At 61.5% G+C, this 17,849-nt stretch carries 21 protein-coding genes; 4 read left to right on the plus strand and 17 right to left on the minus strand.

Annotated elements, in window-relative coordinates:
- The first annotated feature begins 351 nt into the window (after positions 1-351).
- On the plus strand, positions 352-1,878 hold the full coding sequence (locus tag HJB83_RS13925; RefSeq protein WP_221132150.1) for an ABC-F family ATP-binding cassette domain-containing protein: 1,527 nt from the start codon (positions 352-354) through the stop codon (positions 1,876-1,878).
- Between the two features lie 80 nt (positions 1,879-1,958).
- On the opposite strand, the gene HJB83_RS13930 is transcribed toward HJB83_RS13925, so the two are convergent.
- The 3 genes from HJB83_RS13930 to HJB83_RS13940 are packed head-to-tail and all read right to left on the minus strand — an operon-like array spanning position 1,959 to position 4,001.
- On the minus strand, positions 1,959-2,738 hold the full coding sequence (locus tag HJB83_RS13930) for a VOC family protein (protein WP_207583449.1): 780 nt from the start codon (positions 2,736-2,738) through the stop codon (positions 1,959-1,961).
- A gap of 34 nt (positions 2,739-2,772) precedes the next feature.
- Positions 2,773-3,240: a DUF1579 domain-containing protein gene (locus HJB83_RS13935; protein ID WP_207583448.1), complete on the minus strand. Its 468-nt coding sequence runs from the start codon at positions 3,238-3,240 to the stop codon at positions 2,773-2,775.
- 32 nt (positions 3,241-3,272) lie between these two features.
- A complete protein-coding gene (locus HJB83_RS13940) occupies positions 3,273-4,001 on the minus strand; it encodes a thioredoxin family protein (RefSeq protein ID WP_207583447.1) in 729 nt (242 codons plus the stop codon).
- An 88-nt stretch (positions 4,002-4,089) separates the two neighbouring features.
- Between HJB83_RS13940 and HJB83_RS13945 the strand changes: the two genes are divergently transcribed.
- Positions 4,090-4,611, plus strand: a complete 522-nt coding sequence (locus tag HJB83_RS13945) for a MarR family winged helix-turn-helix transcriptional regulator (RefSeq protein WP_207583446.1) — start codon at positions 4,090-4,092, stop codon at positions 4,609-4,611.
- A 63-nt stretch (positions 4,612-4,674) separates the two neighbouring features.
- Here the strand turns inward: HJB83_RS13945 and HJB83_RS13950 are convergent, their stop codons facing one another.
- Positions 4,675-5,097, minus strand: a complete 423-nt coding sequence (locus tag HJB83_RS13950) for an organic hydroperoxide resistance protein (protein WP_003580247.1) — start codon at positions 5,095-5,097, stop codon at positions 4,675-4,677.
- Positions 5,098-5,222: 125 nt separating this feature from the next.
- Between HJB83_RS13950 and HJB83_RS13955 the strand changes: the two genes are divergently transcribed.
- Entirely contained in the window at positions 5,223-5,711 is a 489-nt protein-coding gene (locus HJB83_RS13955) for a MarR family winged helix-turn-helix transcriptional regulator (RefSeq protein WP_207583445.1), read from the plus strand.
- A 55-nt stretch (positions 5,712-5,766) separates the two neighbouring features.
- On the opposite strand, the gene HJB83_RS13960 is transcribed toward HJB83_RS13955, so the two are convergent.
- From HJB83_RS13960 to HJB83_RS14020, 13 genes are all read right to left on the minus strand, one after another.
- Positions 5,767-6,000 carry a hypothetical protein gene (locus HJB83_RS13960; RefSeq protein WP_164010655.1) on the minus strand — a complete coding sequence of 78 codons (234 nt, stop codon included), beginning with the start codon at positions 5,998-6,000 and terminating at the stop codon, positions 5,767-5,769.
- Positions 6,001-6,239: 239 nt separating this feature from the next.
- Positions 6,240-6,476: a 30S ribosomal protein S21 gene (gene rpsU / locus HJB83_RS13965; protein ID WP_003569533.1), complete on the minus strand. Its 237-nt coding sequence runs from the start codon at positions 6,474-6,476 to the stop codon at positions 6,240-6,242.
- 58 nt (positions 6,477-6,534) lie between these two features.
- Complete coding sequence (locus HJB83_RS13970) at positions 6,535-6,819, minus strand: cold-shock protein (protein WP_164010656.1); 285 nt, start codon at positions 6,817-6,819, stop codon at positions 6,535-6,537.
- Between the two features lie 179 nt (positions 6,820-6,998).
- Complete coding sequence (locus HJB83_RS13975) at positions 6,999-7,208, minus strand: cold-shock protein (RefSeq protein WP_003546468.1); 210 nt, start codon at positions 7,206-7,208, stop codon at positions 6,999-7,001.
- 257 nt (positions 7,209-7,465) lie between these two features.
- Positions 7,466-8,200 carry a L,D-transpeptidase gene (locus HJB83_RS13980; protein WP_207583442.1) on the minus strand — a complete coding sequence of 245 codons (735 nt, stop codon included), beginning with the start codon at positions 8,198-8,200 and terminating at the stop codon, positions 7,466-7,468.
- A 139-nt stretch (positions 8,201-8,339) separates the two neighbouring features.
- Positions 8,340-9,146, minus strand: a complete 807-nt coding sequence (locus tag HJB83_RS13985; protein WP_221116999.1) for a L,D-transpeptidase — start codon at positions 9,144-9,146, stop codon at positions 8,340-8,342.
- A gap of 106 nt (positions 9,147-9,252) precedes the next feature.
- On the minus strand, positions 9,253-9,951 hold the full coding sequence (locus tag HJB83_RS13990; RefSeq protein WP_207583440.1) for a nucleotidyl transferase AbiEii/AbiGii toxin family protein: 699 nt from the start codon (positions 9,949-9,951) through the stop codon (positions 9,253-9,255).
- 55 nt (positions 9,952-10,006) lie between these two features.
- Positions 10,007-10,231: a hypothetical protein gene (locus HJB83_RS13995; protein ID WP_207583439.1), complete on the minus strand. Its 225-nt coding sequence runs from the start codon at positions 10,229-10,231 to the stop codon at positions 10,007-10,009.
- 49 nt (positions 10,232-10,280) lie between these two features.
- On the minus strand, positions 10,281-11,201 hold the full coding sequence (locus HJB83_RS14000) for a S9 family peptidase (RefSeq protein WP_207583438.1): 921 nt from the start codon (positions 11,199-11,201) through the stop codon (positions 10,281-10,283).
- A 118-nt stretch (positions 11,202-11,319) separates the two neighbouring features.
- Positions 11,320-12,945 carry a cisplatin damage response ATP-dependent DNA ligase gene (locus HJB83_RS14005; RefSeq protein ID WP_207583437.1) on the minus strand — a complete coding sequence of 542 codons (1,626 nt, stop codon included), beginning with the start codon at positions 12,943-12,945 and terminating at the stop codon, positions 11,320-11,322.
- Positions 12,946-13,146: 201 nt separating this feature from the next.
- A complete protein-coding gene (locus HJB83_RS14010; protein ID WP_207583436.1) occupies positions 13,147-14,157 on the minus strand; it encodes a ligase-associated DNA damage response exonuclease in 1,011 nt (336 codons plus the stop codon).
- A gap of 194 nt (positions 14,158-14,351) precedes the next feature.
- Positions 14,352-15,710 (minus strand): tetratricopeptide repeat protein, encoded by a 1,359-nt coding sequence (locus HJB83_RS14015; protein ID WP_207583435.1) that lies wholly within the window; start codon positions 15,708-15,710, stop codon positions 14,352-14,354.
- 214 nt (positions 15,711-15,924) lie between these two features.
- On the minus strand, positions 15,925-16,755 hold the full coding sequence (locus HJB83_RS14020) for an alpha/beta fold hydrolase (protein WP_221117000.1): 831 nt from the start codon (positions 16,753-16,755) through the stop codon (positions 15,925-15,927).
- Between the two features lie 121 nt (positions 16,756-16,876).
- Between HJB83_RS14020 and HJB83_RS14025 the strand changes: the two genes are divergently transcribed.
- Positions 16,877-17,848, plus strand: coding sequence for a glycerophosphodiester phosphodiesterase family protein (locus HJB83_RS14025; protein ID WP_221132153.1), 972 nt, complete (start codon positions 16,877-16,879; stop codon positions 17,846-17,848).
- The last annotated feature ends 1 nt before the right edge of the window (position 17,849 follow it).

Consider the following 17,849-nt stretch of genomic DNA (forward strand, 5'->3'; position numbering starts at 1 on the left):
CGCCGCCAGCGCCACCGGAAATCCCGGCTGCTGCGGTTCTCTTGCCTCTTTCTGCGGGCGATGTTATTTCAATCCTGCAACCGTTCGAGAAAGGAGGATCACGTAATGCAATATTATTTTCGGTTTAATCGCCAGCGTGGTCCCGTCAACGCCCTGCAAATGCGTTTGCAGGGCTGACCAGAGACCGTTTCTCGACATCTCCTCGTGGTCTGCCCTTCGTGGCCAATGCGGCGCCGTATCCTAAGGTTCGAGCGCGCATTCCTGTAATTTCCCGGGCCAATTTCCCGCAATCCCGTGATGGTTGAACGCCCCGGGTCGCGCGCGATACCCGATCAGGACCAGAGAACGATCATGACACTCATCGCTATCCGCAATCTCGGCGTGACGCTGGGCAATTTGTTGTTTTCCAAACTCAATCTCGTCGTCAATTCCGGCGACCGCATCGGCCTTGTCGCCGCCAATGGGCGGGGAAAATCGACGCTGCTTGCCTGTATCACCGGCGCGCTCGAACCAAGCGAGGGCGAGATCACCAAAGCGCGAGGGCTGACTATCGGCCATGTCGCGCAGAATGTGCCGCCCGCAATGTTCGATACGCCGTTTTACGATGCGGTGCTGCAGGCGCTGCCTGCCGATCAGGCCGAAAGCGAAAGCTGGCGCGTCGACGTGGTGCTGGAATCGCTCGAGGTGCCGGAGGTCATGCGCCGGCGGCCGCTGAAGCAGTTGAGCGGCGGCTGGCAGCGGCTTGCCATGCTTGCCCACAGCTGGGTCAGCGAACCCGACGTGCTGCTGCTCGACGAGCCGACCAACCATCTCGACCTCGAAAAGATCGCGCAGCTGGAGGGCTGGCTGAATGCGCTCCCCCGCGACGTGCCGGTTATCCTCTCCAGCCACGATCGCGCCTTCCTCGATGCGACGACCAACCGGACGCTATTCCTGCGGCCGGAGCAATCGCCGGTCTTCGCCCTGCCCTATACCCGGGCCCGCGCCGCCCTCGACGAGGCCGACGCATCCGAAGCCCGGCGTTATGAGCGTGACATCAAGGTGGCGGAGCAATTGCGCAGGCAGGCGGCCAAGCTCAACAATATCGGCATCAACTCCGGCAGCGACCTGCTCGTCGTCAAGACCAAGCAGTTGAAACAGCGGGCGGAGAAGCTGGAGGATGCAGCAAAACCGGCGCATCTCGAGCGCTCGGCCGGCGCCATCCGGCTTACCAACCGCGGCACGCATGCCAAGGTGCTGGTGACGCTGGAGGATGCGGCGGTGACGACGCCGGATGGAACGCTGCTGTTCAAGACCGGCCGGCAATTCATCTGCCAGGGCGACCGGATCGTGCTGCTCGGCCTGAACGGCGCCGGCAAGTCGCGGCTGGTCTTGATGCTGAAGCAGGCGATCGAAAGACCGGAGACCGCGCGCGATAGCATCAAGGCGACGCCGTCGCTGGTTCTCGGCTATGGCGACCAGGCGCTTGCCGATCTTGCCGACACCGACACGCCGATCGGCACGATTATCCGCCGCTTCGATGTCGGCGATCAGCGGGCACGCGCGCTGCTTGCCGGTGCCGGCATGACGATCGACATGCAGGCAAAACCGATCGGCCAGCTTTCCGGCGGCCAGAAGGCGCGGCTCGGCATGCTGGTGCTGAGGCTGACCGAACCGAACTTCACCCTGCTCGACGAGCCGACCAACCACCTCGACATCGAGGGACAGGAAGCACTGGAGAGCGAGCTGATGGCGCACGAAGCCAGCTGCCTGCTGGTATCGCACGACCGCAGTTTCGTGCGGGCGGTAGGCAACCGGTTCTGGCTGATCGAGAGGAAGCGGCTGGTGGAGATGGGGAGCCCGGAAGGTTTTTTTGCATCGGTGGCGAGTGGGGTTTGAGGGTGTGCCGTGCAGCCCCCTCAGCCGCCCGTGAGGGCGGATGAGGGGGCCGGTGGCACGACGCCAAAAGCAGCCCAAAACTACCGCTTCGGTGCGACCAGGCAGAAGAAGGCGCCTTGTGGGTCCATGGCCTGGATGATCCAGCTGCCGCCGGGGACTTCCATCGGGCCGTGGACGACCTTGCCGCCGCCTGAGGTGACGCGTTCAATCGCGGCATCGAGGGTCGGCACGATGAAATAATAGCTCCAGAACGGCATCGGGATGTTTTCCGGCTTGGTCATCATGCCGCCGATCTGCTTGCCGTTGTGGGCGAAGAGGTAGTAGACGCCCATTGGACCCATGTCCATTTCGCTGTCCTTCGTCCAGCCGAACAGCTTGGAATAGAAGGAGACAGCGTCTTTGCCGTTGCCGGCATAGAGTTCATGCCAGCCGATATTGCCGGGCGCATCGGGGGCTAGTTCCGGCCAGGTTTTGTCCATCGGCGCCGGCGTCATGATGCAGAGCACTGCCCCATGCGGATCGGCGACGACGGCGAAACGGCCGACACTCGGGATATCGTCCGGCGGACGGCGGACCGAACCGCCATTGGCGGCGAAATCCTTGGCCGACTGGTCAACGTCGTCGACATCGACATAACCCGTCCAGTTCGGCGGGATGCCCTTGCCCTCGAGTTCGGCCGGAAATTCCATCAGGCCGGCGACGCCGATGCCATTCGCCTCGAAGATCGTATAGGGCGGCATGCCCTCCACTTGCATTTCGGAAGTGCTCCAGCCGACGACCGAACTGTAGAATTTCGCAGCAGCCGATGTGTCGGGGGTCATCAACTCGCACCAGATGAACTTTCCATGCCTCTCAGACATCATACTCTCCCTTTAGGCTTGAGCGCCGTGATTGTCAGGTCTTGCGGGTGTAATGCGCTTCCATGAACTGTTTCCAGGCACCATCCGGCTGCCTGACGCTGGAGATGAAGGTGCGGTGATCGGCGTCGACGAAGGCAATCTGCTCGCGGTAATCGGCAAGCCCTTCGCTGTTGAAGTCGGGCCCTGTGGTATAGAGATCCAGCACGTTGCCCGAGGCGTCGAGTTCACCCTCGTAGACCCACATATAGTCCATCATGCTGCCGATCCAGCTGCCGACATATTTGCCTTTGGCGGCGTTATAGCCGAGCGTCAGGATGCTGGTGCCTTGCTTGCCATCCGGCATGCGGCCGGTGCCTTCGGCAACCCACCAGATGCCATGCAGCGAGCGGACGGCTTCGGTCCAGGGCTCGTCGCCGGACATTTCCGGTGCGGTGACGGTCCATTCGCCGATCAGCCTTTCCAGGAAGGAATGTTCCTTCAGCACTTCAGCGGTCTTCAACATCCTTCTCTCCCTTGCATGATGTTGGCCTTATTTCAGTGACAGCAGGATGGCGTCTTGGCAGCCTCGTCGTATTCGTCGTGGCGGCGCACGAAATTCATCGTGCTGTCCTCGTTGCGGCCCTTCGGCGCCCGGTCGAGGATCATCAGGGTGCCGATCAATTCCTCCGGGCCGCGGGCATAACTCGAATAGGTATGGAAGACTTCGCCCTTGTCATTGCGGTAGAAGGCGCTGAGACCCGGCAGTTCGTCATTGGCATCAGCCGGCAGCATGGGAGTGAAATTGTAAAAGACATTGTCTTTGGCAAGATCCTCTGGGCTGAAAGAGACGTGATAATCGAAATTGAAATCGCTGCCGAAGGACGAGACCCAGGGGAATTTCCAGCCCATGCGGCTTTTGTAGGCGGCGATCTTGTCGAGCGGCGCGCGTGAGGCGGCGACCCAGGTGACGTCGTGATGGTTCAGATGCGGCAAGGCGCCGTCGACATGATCCGACAGGAAGGAGCAGCCGGGGCAGCCGGCATCCCAATCCGGGCCGAGCATGAAATGGTAGATCAGCAACTGGCTGCGGCCGTCGAAGAGATCGGCTAGCGACCTCCTGCCTTCAGGCGTTTCGAAGACATAATCCTTGTCGACCTTCACCCAGGGCAGCGCCAGGCGCGCGACGTTGACGCTATCGCGCAGCCTCGTCGCCTCTTTTTCTTTTGCCAGAAGTGCACGGCGGGCTTCGAGCCATTCCTCGCGGGAAACAACTTCATTCTGCATGAAATGCGCCCTCCTCCGGCGCCTGCCGGTGAAGCCGGCTCATCTCCTTCTCCTTGACTAATTACATTGATATCAATAGAAATGAAGCATGTCAAATTCGATCGAGATTCCCTTTTCCACGACGCTGCTGGTGCGCGACACCTGCCTCTGCCTGCATGTGCAGCGCGCGGCGCGGGCGCTTGCCCGGCTGTTCGACGATGCACTGAGGCCGGCCGGGCTGACTAACGGGCAGTTTTCATTGCTGATGTCGCTGAACCGGCCGGAGCCGCCGCCGATGGGACCGGTCGCTGCCTTGCTGGCCATGGACCAGACGACGCTGACGGCGGCGCTGAAGCCGCTACAGCGCAAGGGCTGGGTGACAGTGGTGGAGAATCCGAGGGACAGACGTGGCCGGCTGCTTGTCCTCACCGGCGAAGGCAAGGCGGCACTGGCAAGGGCACTGCCAATCTGGGAGAGCACGCATGCGGGGATTGATGGCACGCTGCCGGATGGCAACTGCACGCGGCTGCGCGGCGATCTGCAGGCGCTGTCATCGATGACGGCAGAGATCCCGAAATCGGCACCCTCGCCCCGCCGCTCCCGTCATGGCGAAGAGGCAGCGGCTGAATAGGATACGCCTCCTGTCCCGCGAGGTCGCGGCAGCCGATAGGGCTGCCGCTCCCTTTAGAATCGATCAGGCAACTGTGACCGGAACTTCGGTGGACGTGCGCATGGCGTGGCTGTAGGGGCAGACGATGTGGGCGGCGGCGGCGAGCTTTTCGGCGGTTTCGCGGTCGAGACCGGGGATGTTTACCGTGAGCGCCACTTCGATGCCGAAGCCGGTGCCATCTTCACGCGGGCCGATGCCGACCTTGGCGGAGACCGTCGTGTCCTCCGGAATCTTGACCTTCTGCTGGCCCGCGACAAATTTCAAAGCACCGAGGAAGCAGGCGGAGTAGCCGGCGGCGAAGAGCTGCTCGGGATTGGTGCCGGTCGCGCCATCGCCGCCGAGTTCCTTCGGAACGGTCAGCGTCACGTCCAGAACGCCGTTTTCGGAAACGGCGCGGCCAGCGCGGCCGCCGGTGGCAGAGGCTTTGGTCGTATAGAGAATAGGCATGACGATCTCCTTTGATTGGCCCGTCGTTTGGGGCTGGACTTTTAATATTGCACAATTAAATTGTACGCAAGTGAATTTTGCAAATTGCATTTCGAATTCGAAAAGAGGACAATCGGACCTCAGGGATGATGGATATGAAAGCGCACACGATAAAGACGATGGAGATACCGCAGGAGGAAAAGCGGCTGGAAAAGCAGTTGTGCTTTGCGGTCTACGCGACGGCGCATGCTTTCACCCGCGCCTACAAGCCGATTCTCGACAGGGTCGGCCTGACCTATCCGCAGTATCTTGTGATGCTGGTGCTGTGGGAACGCGGCGAGCTGCCGGTGAAGACGATCGGCGAGCAGCTGGATCTCGATTCCGGCACGCTGTCGCCACTGCTGAAGCGGCTGGAACAGAACGGACTGATCAAGCGCATCCGCGACCTGCGCGACGAGCGGCAGGTGATCGTGTCGCTAACCCCGGAAGGTCAGTCAATGAAAGGGGAGATCGATACGATCATGACGGCGATCGGGCAAGCCGCCGGCTGCACGCTCGAGGAAATGGCCGCGATGCGCGACATGCTGCATCGGCTGCGAGGCAATCTCGGCCGAGCCGGCACGGGCGGCGGCTGACCGCATCCGCCCGGTTAGTCTAAGAGGGATAGCCTAACGGTTCTGCGGCCGAGGATCACGGCCGCTTCACAGCCGCCTTGGCCGGCGACCGGCGCTTCTTTGCGGGCGCTGCTTCAGGTCCGGCCTCAGCCTCCTGCTGCAGACGCAGGGCCTTCAACTTTTCCGTCTTCTTGTCACGGGCCGAGGCCTCGGCCGCGATAATGGCGCGCGCCGTGTGATCGGTCGCTTCCGCCTTGTCGCGAGACGAAAGCTTGGCGGGATTGAAGAATTCTCCCTTGGTGGCGGTCATGTGCCCCTTTCTCAGGTGATGACGGCTGATTTAGGCGCGATTCACGGCTGAACCATGGTTTCATGGTCGAAAGCCGCGATTGTGCGGCTAGGCCATGATCCCACAGCTGGCCGCAATTCCGCGGCCAAGCCGTGATTCGCCAGTCAGCCGTGATTCCGCGTTAGCACGCGATTCCACGGACGGACCGTGCTTCCACGTTGGCCGCGATGCAGCGGCCGGGCCGTGATTCCACGGCCGGGTTAGCGGGCGCGGAGAACCTTCTTCGGTGCCGGCAGCAGGCCTTCGCGCTGAAGCTTCTTGCGGGCAAGCTTGCGCTGGCGGCGAATGGCCTCGGCCTTTTCGCGGGCGCGCTTCTCGGACGGCTTTTCAAAAGCGCTGCGCGCCTTCATTTCTCGGAAAAGGCCTTCCCGCTGCATCTTCTTCTTGAGCACGCGGAGCGCCTGATCGACGTTGTTATCCCTGACGAGTACCTGCAAAGTGATATCCTTCCTGTCACGGCGGCGAGGCCGCACTGTCAATAATGAAACGGCGAAACTACTTGCCCGTTCTGATGCTCGAAAACTTCAGCCAGGGCTCTGCGCCGTCGGACTTGGCCGCTATCTCCAGGGGAGCTCTGGATGGCGATTCCCCGGTATCGATATCGGCCTCAGTAATGCGGCGTTCGAAATTTTCCGCGTCGAAGCGGACGCGATATTGCACATGCCCGTGATCGTTGGGCAGAATGCTGGCGATCCGGCAGCGCTTGTCGGCCTTCGCCGTGCGGGTAAGACCGGATTTCAGCACGATCATATCGCCGATCTTATAGTTTGGTCTGCCCATTTCAGCGTCCCTTCGACTTTCGGCTGCTCACTGGTCAATCAGAACGAGGTCATTCAAGAACGACCGGGGTCATTCGGAAAAGCCCAGCGGTCAAAGCAAAAAGGCCGGGTTGGCACCCGACCTCTTCCAGTCACTCAGCCATTTCGCTGCCATTATGGTCAGCACAGGCGAATGACAAATCATGCGGCCTGAAGGTTATCGGCCGAATTCTTGCCGGACTTCTTGTCGCGGACGAGATCGTAGCGGATCTTCTGACCTTCAACGAGTTCGCGCATACCGGCGCGTTCGACCGCTGAAATATGGACAAAAACGTCCGTAGAACCATCATCGGGCTGAATAAAGCCAAAACCCTTGGTGCCATTGAACCACTTGACGACGCCTGAATTCATAACGATCTCCTTTTCAACCGTTTGTGTTTCGCCTGCGGAATGTCCGACAAGCCGTATCGATGTTGAGAGGATATCTGACGGAGCGCTTCAGCGCGTGGACAAAGGTCGCAAGCAATTCGATACGCACCATGTAGGATATTTAGCGAATTAAGCAATGGTTTTTTGAAAAATAAATCTCTCGCGGGCGCAAAACGGGCCGTTTCACCGGGGAAAACGGAGCAATCCGAGGCGGCTGGTTGACGGCCGCCTCGGTGACATTACTGCAAGACGACGATCGGCGCTTTCGTCGGAGCGCGATCGTAGAGATCGATGATATCCTGGTTCAGCAGCCGCACGCAGCCCGAAGAGACTGCCTTGCCGATCGAGCGCCAGTCGGGATTGCCGTGCAGGCGGTAGAGCGTGTCTTCCCCGTTCGAGAAGATGTAGAGCGCGCGGGCGCCGAGCGGGTTCTTCAGGCCCGGCTCCATGCCGCCGTTCTCGATCGAATATTTGACGAGTTCCGGCTGGCGGGCGACCATCTCGTTCGGCGGCTTCCAGCGCGGCCATCTCTGACGCCACTGGATGACGCCTGAGCCCTGCCAGGCGAAACCCTCGCGACCGATGCCGACGCCATAACGCATCGCCATGCCGTCACCCTGGACGAGATAGAGGAAGCGCGACGGCGTATCGACGACGATGGTGCCGGGGGGCTGGCCGGTGGGATCGAGGACGCGCTGGCGATAATAGCGCGGGTCGATCTGCTCGTAGGGAACGGCAGGGATGAGAAAGCCGCCGTCTTCGACGGGGCCATACATGACGGCAAGCTCGGCCCCGCTCGGCGTGCTCGACGCTTCCGGGGACTGGAACAGGCGCATGGGCGAACGGTAGGTGATCGTCGTATCGCCCGATGTTACCGTATTGGCCGAAGAGGCGCAGCCGGTGAGCGCGGATACTGCTGTCAATGCCGAAAAGGAAAGAAAGCTGCGGCGGGAAAGATGTCTATCGAAGCTCATGACGCGGGACTGATTTCCTCTGATGCGGGAATCCGAGATAACAACATCAGAAGATCTATCGGCTTGCGCCAAATAAACCATAGCTTCACGCAGACGTGTCCGGCCTTGGGCGGACGATATCGGCGGCGCTGTTGCAGCGCTACATCACAACGATCTCCGCCTTGGCAGGAAGGCGGTCATAGAGATCGACGACGTCCTGGTTCAGCATGCGCACGCAGCCCGACGAGGTGGCCTTGCCGATCGACTGCCAGTCGGGCGTGCCGTGGATACGATAGAGCGTATCCTGCCCCTCCTTGAAGATATACATGGCGCGGGCGCCGAGCGGGTTCTGGAGACCCGGGTTCATGCCACCGTTTTCCGCAGCAAAGGGGCGAACCTCGGGCTGGCGTGAGACCATTTCCACCGGCGGTGTCCAGCGCGGCCATTTCTGTTTCCACTGGATGACGCCGCGGCCGGACCAGGCGTAACCATCGCGGCCGAGGCCGACGCCATAACGCATCGCCTTGCCGTTCGCTTCGACGAAATAGAGGTAATGCGCCTTTGTATCGACGACCACGGTGCCGGGACGCTCGGTGGTCTGGTAGTCGACCTCCTGGCGCAGGAACTGCGGCTGCACACGGCTGACGGGGATGGCCGGCAGGGTGAAATCCTCATCGCGAAGCGCACCATACATCGCCATGTGCACCGGATTGGTGACCGGCAGGCCGTAAGTCTGATGGAACTGGGTCTTGTAGAGCTCGCGCGTCTGCGGCACCGGCTGATCGGGGATCGGCCGCACCCGGCGCGGATCGACGCCGGGCGGCTGATAGAAGACCGGCGAAGTTTCCTGGACGAAACGGGCGGGCGAATCGGCGGCGACATCGGGAATGAGGATGTTGCAGGCGCTCAGCGACGCAACGACCACCACCAGCCCGGCAATCGGGAAGACCCGGCGCAGAAAATTCATGGAACCACCCTTATCAACGGTCGGCAAGACAGCGACATCTGCCGGGACGATGGCATTCGCGGCTGGCGCGAGGCTGGTGTTGATGGCGGGCGGGAAAGCCGGGAGATTAAAACAACCAGAGCCGCTGCGCCTCGCCACGAAGGGCGGCGATTGCCCGCACGGCAAGATCGCCGTCCATCTGTAGAACGCTTGCGGCATGTCTCAATTCGGTCTCGTCCTCAAGTCTGGTGATGACCCAACCGATCTTGCGTTCAATGTCTTGCCCATAAGCTTGCGTCGCCTTCAAAACGGCGGCAGCGGGAATCTCCGTGTAGCGGGTGAGAAGCATGCCGAGGTCGATAGCATCACGGTAGGCGACAGCCCTGTCCTGGCAGCGGTCAGCGTTGGCGAGCAGTTTTTCGGTAAACAAATCAGGCAGCGACAGAATTGAAACATTCAGCCGCGAATCGAAAGCGCCTTCAAGAGCGATCCGCGCCTCGCGCACGATTTCGAAGCGAATAGGCTGGTCGTCGAGGGCAAGGACCGTCCGCACGCCGTACTGGTCCGTCCTGAAGTCCCTGAGCGTCGTGACCGGCTCCCCAAAAAACGCTCCCACGCCGCTTTCGACCGCCGCCGTGCGCAAGACGCGATATCCTTCGCTATCCGCACAGAGAAAATCGACGTCGAGCGACAGCCGGTATTCGTCGAGAAGCATGACAATGGCTGTTCCGCCGGCAAACCAACACTTGTTGGCCAGAAAAAAATCCGCCTTCATCAGCCGAAGGGCCGCAGCGATGGTGCGATGTTCGGAACGCCTGAATTCCATGATGGCCACCTGGTTTCTGCCCAAGCTTAAAGGCGAAGGATAAAGAAACGGAAAATCAGGAGACGAGCAGAACACCGTTGCCGTAGGCGGCAGCCAGTTCGCGGATCAGCCGCATCTCCCGCTCAGTCAGCCGGCCGGTATCGACGAAACGCCAGTTGCGTTCATACAGCGCGAAAGCCTCGCAGGCAGGTATCGCGCGCGCGGGATCGCGATTCCAGACGAGCGATTTCAGCTCGGGGAAGTCGTTCGGCACAACCATGCTCTCTGCGTCCGTCTTCATGCCGGGAATATAGGCCTAACGGGCCTGTATTTGAAGCGGCGGCAAAAAATCAGGCCGCAACTCCATGGAAGAAGCGGATGCTCTGTTCGATCTCGGCCGGCAGCGCCGAGGTGTGATTGCCGGCGACGGTTTCGGTCTCGATATGCACGCCGTTGGCGCGGGCGCGGCGGGCCAGCAGATCGGCGCGGTCGTTGAAATGCGGCTCCTCCGTGCCATGGACGACACGGACCGGACATTTGAAGCTGTGGGCGTAACACAGTGCTGAACGCACCTCGAATTCACGCGTATTGCTGTCGTCGAAGCGGATATCCTGGGGATAGCGGTTGAAGAAGCGGAATGCGTCGGGGTTGCCCGATATCGGCGCGGCGGCGCGGAATTTCTGGGTGCTCATCGCCGTCAGCATGGTCAGCGTGCCGCCGATGCTGTGGCCGGCGATGAACAGGCGCCCCGAATCGACACCCGGCAGATGCGCCAGGCGCTCGGTGGCGGCGAGAACGTCGTCGACCTCGTCGTAGAAGCCGGAGAAATTGCCCATCTGGCCGTTTTCGCCGCGCAGCGACGGCATCATCACGATATAGCCGGCATCCATATAGGGTTTCATCAGCTGCCAGTGGCCGGCGCCCATGGCGTTGCCGCCGTGCAGGAAGAGCACAGCCGGCTTGCCGACGCGCTCACGCTTGTACTTCGAGACCCAAGCGGCCAGTTCCAGCTCGCCGTATCCCGAGCGATAGAAGATCTTGTCGGCGTCGGCAGGTGCGCTCAGCAGTTCGTATTTGTCGGGCGCCGGGCCCTTCTGCAAAAGCTTGGTGCGGAAATGGTGGCGGACCTTGGCATAATCGCGCTTGGCAAGCCGCGGTTCATCCGGAACGTCGAACGCCGCTGCCATTTGCGGCAGGACGAGTGCGCCGGCAAGACCGGCCAGCACGGCACGGCGTTGGAGGAAAAAGGAATTCCGTTCATTCGAGCTCATAACGCAGCACCCAAATCATTTCCCCGGCACGCGAGATTTGCACCGGAAGATCGTTGCCGCCAATACACATCGTGTTGAAAATATCGTCCTGCGGCATTGTTGCACAGGATATTGGCCCTCACCCCGGCTTGGCGTCGATCATGGCGATCAGCGTGCGCAGCCGGTCGGCCTCGTAGCTGGGTTTGTCGGGGCGAAGGCGGGCGATGCGGGGGAAGCGCATGGCGACACCCGATTTATGCCGGGTCGAGCGGTTGATGCCTTCGAAGGCCACTTCGACGACGAAGCCGAAATCCTTGTCGGCGCGCACCGCCCGCACCGGGCCGAAACGTTCGGTGGTATTGTTGCGCACGAACTTGTCGAGCACTTCGAGTTCGGCATCGGTGAAACCGAAATAGGCCTTGCCGACGGGCACCAGCTGTTCACCGTCCTCGTCATCGGCCCAGACGCCGAAGGTGAAATCGGAATAGTAGCTGGAGCGCTTGCCGTGGCCGCGCTGGGCATACATCAGCACCGCATCGACATTATAGGGATTGCGCTTCCACTTGAACCAGGGCCCCTTCATGCGGCCGGCCTGGTAGACGCTGTCGCGGCGCTTGATCATCACGCCCTCGATGACCGGATCGGGCGGGGCGGCACGGAGACGGTCAAGTTCGTCCCACGACGAGAACGGCACGAGCGGCGAGAGGTCGAAACGGTCGTGGGGGGCGCGATCGATGATCTCGGCCAGCCGGTCGCGGCGATCGATATAGGGGTGGCCGCGAACATCCTCCTCATCGTCGAAAAGCAGATCATAGGTACGGATGAAGGCCGGGTAGTCGGCAAGCATCTTTGCCGTCACCGTCTTGCGGTTCAGCCGCTGCTGCAGGTCGGAAAAGGTTCGGGTCGGGCTGTTGGAGCGCGCGGTGCCGCCGACCAGCAACTCGCCATCGACGACGCCGGAAAAACTGATTGCCTCGAGAATATCGGGAAAGGCGCCAGATATGTCGTCGCCGGAGCGGGAATAGATCTTGCGCCGATCGCCGGAGCGGGAGAGCTGGACACGGATGCCGTCCCATTTCCATTCGGCGGCATAACTCGCCGGATCGAGACTGGTGAGATCCCCCTCCTCCACCGGATTGGCGAGCATGACCGAATGGAAGATCGCCGGGGTGGCCAGCACCGGCTTTTCGCCGCTAGCCGCCAGCCATGCGAACAGCGTCTCATAGGGCGGCTGCAGGCCGTGCCAGAGGGTTTCGATCTCGGTGACGTCCCTATCGCCGAGGTCGGCCAACGCCTGCTTGGCAAGCCGGGCGGAAACGCCGATGCGCATGGCACCGGTCGCCAGCTTGATGAAGGCGAAGCGGCCGGACGGATCCAGCCGGTCGAGCAGATCGCGGACGAAGCCGCGCACTTCGGTGCGGCCGAGCGCGTTCATGCCGGCGACGACTTCGCCGAGACGCGGCTGCGAAAGGGCCGAGCGGTCGATATCCTGCTCATTATCCCAGACGAGCGAGATGGTTTCGGCGAGATCGCCGACATAGTCATAGGAATAGCGGAACAGCACCTCGTCGATGCGCTCCAGCACCAGTTCGCGCAGCATGGCGGGCTTGACGTTGCGCACCTCCAACGTGCCGGCGATGGCGGCCAGACCGTAGCCGCGGTCCGGGTCCGGCGTGTCGCGGAAATAATCGGTGAGCAGCTTCAGCTTGCCGTTGCGGCTGGGGGTGAGGACCAGGCGGTCGAGGAGGTCGGCGAAGGCTTTCATCTTGACCTCCGCATTCCGGGGAAAGACCCCTCCCCAACTCCTCCCCACAGGTGGGAGGGGCTAATATGCGGCACTGCCTTGTCCTCCTTCGACCGCAGCGTTTTCGGTGATTTCATCGCGAGACGATGCGGCAGGTTAAGCCCCTCCCCCTTTTGGGGAGGGGTTGGGGAGGGGTTTTGATCCAGGGTGCCGCTCATCGCCTCAATCTGCCTCATCCTCATAACCGACCAGATGCAGCGGTTTGGCCTTGATGCCCTGCAGCTGGCACCAGCGCACCAGCGCCTCCTCGCGGCCATGGGTCACCCAGACCTCGGCCGGGTGCAGTTCCCGAATGGTTTCCGTCAGTTCCGGCCAGTCGCAATGATCGGAGATGACGAGCGGCAGTTCGACGCCGTGCTGTCTGGCGCGCTGGCGCACCATCATCCAGCCGGAGGCGAAGGCCGGCAGCGGCTCGTTGAAGCGGCGGGCCCAGCGGTCGGCGAAGGCCGATGACGGGCCGATGACGACGGCACCCTTGAAGGCGGATTTGTCACGGCTTTCGACGGTGGCCGGCAGCAGCTCGCCGAGATCGATCCCTTGTTCGACATAATAGTCGCAGAGTTTTTCCATGGCGCCGTGGATATAGATCGGTTCGGCATAACCGGCATCGCGCAGCAGCCTGATGACGCGCTGCGCCTTTCCGAGCGCATAGGCGCCGACGAGATGGGTGCGCTCGGGAAATTGCCTGAGTGAGGCCAGCAGTTTGCCGATCTCGTCCATCGGATCCGGATGATGAAAGACCGGCAGGCCGAAGGTCGCCTCGGTGATGAAGACATCGCAGGGGACCGGCTCGTAGGCCGCGCAGGTCGGGTCGGGGCGGCGTTTGTAGTCGCCCGAGACGACGATGCGGGTGCCGCTCTTCTCGATGGCGATCTGGGCCGAGCCGAGCACATGGCCGGCGGGATGGAAGCTCACCTTGACGCCGTTGACCAGCAGTTCCTCGCCGAAGGCCGCCGCCTGCTCACTGGCGCAGAACCCCTCGCCGTAACGCAGGCGCATGATGTCGAGCGTCTGGCGGGTGGCAAGGACGTTCACATGGCCCGGCCGGGCATGGTCGGAATGGCCATGGGTGACGAGCGCCTGCTCAACTGGCCGCACCGGGTCGACATAAAAGCCGCCTTCCGGACAATAGAGCCCTTCGGGGGCAGGATAGAGCAGCGCATCAGGTCTCATGAAACGAGAGATAGCGGGAAATGGACGCGAGGCCAGAGGGCGGAAACAGGGATTGTCGAATGCGCCGGAAACGCGCAATGCATAAGCTCGACTCCATCGGACGCTGGTCGAAACAATTCGGACAGTAACGTCAATGGCCGCCTTTCCTCAAGACGGCCATGATGATCTCCTTGGCGGTGACGCAAGCCGGTTGCTCAGACGACCGGCGTCATCAGCAGGCTCGTTCTGTCGTGGCCAACCAGCATGTCCAGTGACGTCCCAGCACGGACGTCTACCGGCTGCGGGAAGGTGTGAAGAACCTGGAGCCAGCCGCCATCATGATAGTCGTCGGGGTGATTGCTAAAAACCACGCCTTCGATCAGATCGACTTTCATCCACTGGACGACCCCGACTGCGGTGCCGTTTGCCTGAACAGGCACCGATATCTTACGCAACGCAGCAGTATGTTTGCGAGCGGTGAGATCCACTGTGGCGATCTCGAAATCATCCGAAAGCCTGGTCCACTCGGTCATCGTACCGTGAACCGGCAGACGCAGCGGGGCGAGCGCATTGAACTGCGACATGTCGAAGCCGCAGACCTCGCCGACATGGGCATAGTTCGAGAGCGTTTCGCTGGCAACCAGGCAGCCCATGGCCGCGGCGGCGCGTGGAATGACGATAGCGTCCTCTCGGACCAGTCGGGCGTGGGCGTCCTCGAAGGTTTTCAGCACGTCTTCGGCCAGGAGATCGCTCGAAAGGATCTCGGAAATCAGAATGTCGGCGCGAGCTTTCATCTCCCTGCCGACAGAAAGTTCGGTCGAGGGCTTTTCGAAGATATCGATCTGTTCGCGATAACCATTGGCAGCGATGATCCGCTCCGCGGTCTGCGCGATGACAGCCACAGTCTCACAGGTCGCGATATTGGTAGCGCCGGCGCGCGCCGCCATCATCGACAGCAGGCCGCTGCCGGCGCCGATATCGAGGATCTGCGCGTCGGCTCCGCGCAGCTCTATGGCACGGCGGATCGCCGCTTCGAAAGCGTCGTTGCGTCTGGTGTCGTTCATCATGGCGATGTGCCAGAAGGGTACGATCGATGAAGAGATGCGCCTTATCTGATGCCAGGCGTTGATATTATCCGGCTGCAGCCGCAGAACATGACGAAACTCGGCAAGCGCCTCCGGCTGCCGGCCCGAATCGGCGAGCGCCACGGCGAGGTTGTTGCGCACGACAGGATTTTCCGGTGACAGGCCACGCGCCATCTCATAACAGCCGACCGCTTCCGCCGACCGGCCGAGCCGGCGCAGCAGCGCACCTTTTTCCATGAGGGCGACGAGATGGCCGGGATTGAGGCCGAGCAGTTTATTCCAGTAGTAGAGAGCGGTTTCGTCATCGCCTCTCTTTGCGACGACACCCGCCAGGAGCGGTAGAATATCTATCGTGCGATAGTCCTTGTGCAGGACTCTGACATAGGCTTTCTCGGCGCTTTCGAGATCTCCCGACGCCTGAAAACCCATGGCGTCATTCAGCGATTTGCGCGCGATCGAAATTCTTTCTTCCATATCGATGCTGATCATTCCGGCTCCCTGGCCTTCTCAATTCAAGCGGGGGAGCCGCGGATCGAGCACCGGCCATCGAACCGCACAATCCGCCCATGCATAGGAAGTCGCATGGGTGGGCGGCGGCCCGAAGGTTTCCGTGAACGAACGACAAACGAATCCTTCCCAGAGGATCCTACGTTTGCCGATACGAAAAAGTTACCGAATTCTTAAGAAATTCCGCTGCCGCGGCTCAACGCCGCAAGTCTTCATTTTTTTGTGTGCCGATGTCGTCAAGGAAGGACAACACCGCGGCGTTGAACTCCGCCGACCGCTGCAGCGGCGCAAAATGGCTGACGCCCGTGAGATAGATCATCTGCGCGTTGGGAATGCCGCGGGCAAGATATTCGGCGTGCTCGGGCTTGATGAATTCGTCGTGCTCGCCGAGGGCGATGGCGACCGATACGTCGACCCTGGCGAGATCGGCAGCCTGATAATTCGGCTCCGTCCGCATCATCAGGCTGACCGCCTCGACGAAGGGCTGAAAATCGTCCGGCGTCGCGGACAATGCGGCATAATCCCTGGCATGCCTGCTGAAACAGCGGTCGATGACCGGGGTCGGGACGAATTCCAGCGTGCCGCTCGGATCCATGTTGCAGGCGAAGAAGAAGACGCCCTCGACACGCGACGGCGCCGTCATGGCGAGGATCAAAGCGATGCAGGCGCCATCGCTCCAGCCAACGAAGGCCGCCCTTTCGAGAGAGAGATCGTCCATGACGGCGAGAACGTCCGCCGCCATCAACTCATAGGTATAGGGGCGGGAATCGCGGGTGCTTCTTCCATGGCCGCGGCTGTCGATCAGCACAACGCGGCGGCCGCTGCTGAGGAGCGCCGGGACCTGGTAGCCCCAGTTGCCGCTATGTCCGAGGCCGCCATGCAGCAGGATGACCGGCGGGCCGTCGCCATAGGTTGCATACCAGATGCGGGCGCCGTCCCGTCCAACATGACCTTCGACGGCGGCCGGCGGCAAGGCGGCCGCGCCATGCGCTTCGAAATGGATGAGCTCGTCGTCCTGTTGTTCCATCGCGATGGCAATCCTTTCCGGCATATAAGCCATTGGCATAGAAAAGCCGGAAAAGAGCCCAAGAACAACCAGAATCGCTTTCTAGCTGTTGAATCTCTAGGTGCAATCAGGAGGAGCGGCATTGGGCAGGAAGCTTTTCTATTGCGCCGGCGCAATCGCACTGGCCGCGGCCGGCATCTACCTCAACAATACCAGCCTTCTGGCGGAGCAGCGTCCGGGAAAGCCTGAACTGCTCGCCCATCGCGGCATTGCCCAGCGGTTCGACGAGACCGATCTGAAGAACGATACCTGCACGGCGAGCCGCATGCTGCCGCCGAAACATGATTACCTCGAAAACACCATCCGCTCGATGCAGGCAGGCTTTGCGGCCGGCGCCGATATTGTCGAGATCGACGTGCATCCGACGACGGACGGCGCTTTCGCCGTCTTTCACGACTGGACGCTCGACTGCCGCACCGACGGCCGCGGCGTCACGCGCGAGCATTCGATGGCGGAGATGCGAAAGCTCGACATTGGCTACGGCTATACCGCCGATGGCGGCCAGACGTTTCCGTTTCGCGGCCGCGGCATCGGCATGATGCCGACGCTTGCCGAGGTGCTTTCGACTTTTCCCGATCGGCGCTTCCTCATCAACGTCAAGAGCCGTGATCCATCCGAGGGTGAAAAGCTCGCAGCCGTGCTGAACGGGCTTTCCACTGAGCGACGGGCTCAGATCATCGTTTATGGCGGCGACGAGCCGATCGATGTCCTGCGCCGGCTCGTGCCCGATCTCAAGACCGCCTCGCGCAAGAGCCTGAAGACCTGCCTTACCGGCTACATCGGCTATGGCTGGACCGGCTTGCTGCCGGATGCCTGCAGACACGCCATGATGCTGGTGCCGATCAATATTGCGCCACGGCTCTGGGGCTGGCCGGACCGTTTTCTCAACCGGATGCAGGATGCCGGAACTGAGGTCTTCGTGCTCGGCCCCTATCGCGGTAGCGATTTTTCCGCCGGCATCGACGACCCCGCGCTCCTGGCGCGCCTGCCGCAGAATTATGCGGCAGGCATCTGGACGAACGAGATCGAAGCGATCGGCAAGGCTATGAAATGAG

The organism is Rhizobium sp. NZLR11 (assembly GCF_019685115.1).
Lineage (GTDB): Bacteria > Pseudomonadota > Alphaproteobacteria > Rhizobiales > Rhizobiaceae > Rhizobium.

Coding starts and splice junctions, on each gene's coding strand:
- HJB83_RS13925 (WP_221132150.1), top strand. CDS start 352: ATGACACTCATCGCTATCCGCAATCTCGGCGTGACGCTGGGCAATTTG.
- HJB83_RS13930 (WP_207583449.1), bottom strand. CDS start 2,738: ATGTCTGAGAGGCATGGAAAGTTCATCTGGTGCGAGTTGATGACCCCC.
- HJB83_RS13935 (WP_207583448.1), bottom strand. CDS start 3,240: ATGTTGAAGACCGCTGAAGTGCTGAAGGAACATTCCTTCCTGGAAAGG.
- HJB83_RS13940 (WP_207583447.1), bottom strand. CDS start 4,001: ATGCAGAATGAAGTTGTTTCCCGCGAGGAATGGCTCGAAGCCCGCCGT.
- HJB83_RS13945 (WP_207583446.1), top strand. CDS start 4,090: ATGTCAAATTCGATCGAGATTCCCTTTTCCACGACGCTGCTGGTGCGC.
- HJB83_RS13950 (WP_003580247.1), bottom strand. CDS start 5,097: ATGCCTATTCTCTATACGACCAAAGCCTCTGCCACCGGCGGCCGCGCT.
- HJB83_RS13955 (WP_207583445.1), top strand. CDS start 5,223: ATGATGGATATGAAAGCGCACACGATAAAGACGATGGAGATACCGCAG.
- HJB83_RS13960 (WP_164010655.1), bottom strand. CDS start 6,000: ATGACCGCCACCAAGGGAGAATTCTTCAATCCCGCCAAGCTTTCGTCT.
- HJB83_RS13970 (WP_164010656.1), bottom strand. CDS start 6,819: ATGGGCAGACCAAACTATAAGATCGGCGATATGATCGTGCTGAAATCC.
- HJB83_RS13975 (WP_003546468.1), bottom strand. CDS start 7,208: ATGAATTCAGGCGTCGTCAAGTGGTTCAATGGCACCAAGGGTTTTGGC.
- HJB83_RS13980 (WP_207583442.1), bottom strand. CDS start 8,200: ATGAGCTTCGATAGACATCTTTCCCGCCGCAGCTTTCTTTCCTTTTCG.
- HJB83_RS13985 (WP_221116999.1), bottom strand. CDS start 9,146: ATGAATTTTCTGCGCCGGGTCTTCCCGATTGCCGGGCTGGTGGTGGTC.
- HJB83_RS13990 (WP_207583440.1), bottom strand. CDS start 9,951: ATGGAATTCAGGCGTTCCGAACATCGCACCATCGCTGCGGCCCTTCGG.
- HJB83_RS13995 (WP_207583439.1), bottom strand. CDS start 10,231: ATGAAGACGGACGCAGAGAGCATGGTTGTGCCGAACGACTTCCCCGAG.
- HJB83_RS14000 (WP_207583438.1), bottom strand. CDS start 11,201: ATGAGCTCGAATGAACGGAATTCCTTTTTCCTCCAACGCCGTGCCGTG.
- HJB83_RS14005 (WP_207583437.1), bottom strand. CDS start 12,945: ATGAAAGCCTTCGCCGACCTCCTCGACCGCCTGGTCCTCACCCCCAGC.
- HJB83_RS14010 (WP_207583436.1), bottom strand. CDS start 14,157: ATGAGACCTGATGCGCTGCTCTATCCTGCCCCCGAAGGGCTCTATTGT.
- HJB83_RS14015 (WP_207583435.1), bottom strand. CDS start 15,710: ATGATCAGCATCGATATGGAAGAAAGAATTTCGATCGCGCGCAAATCG.
- HJB83_RS14020 (WP_221117000.1), bottom strand. CDS start 16,755: ATGGAACAACAGGACGACGAGCTCATCCATTTCGAAGCGCATGGCGCG.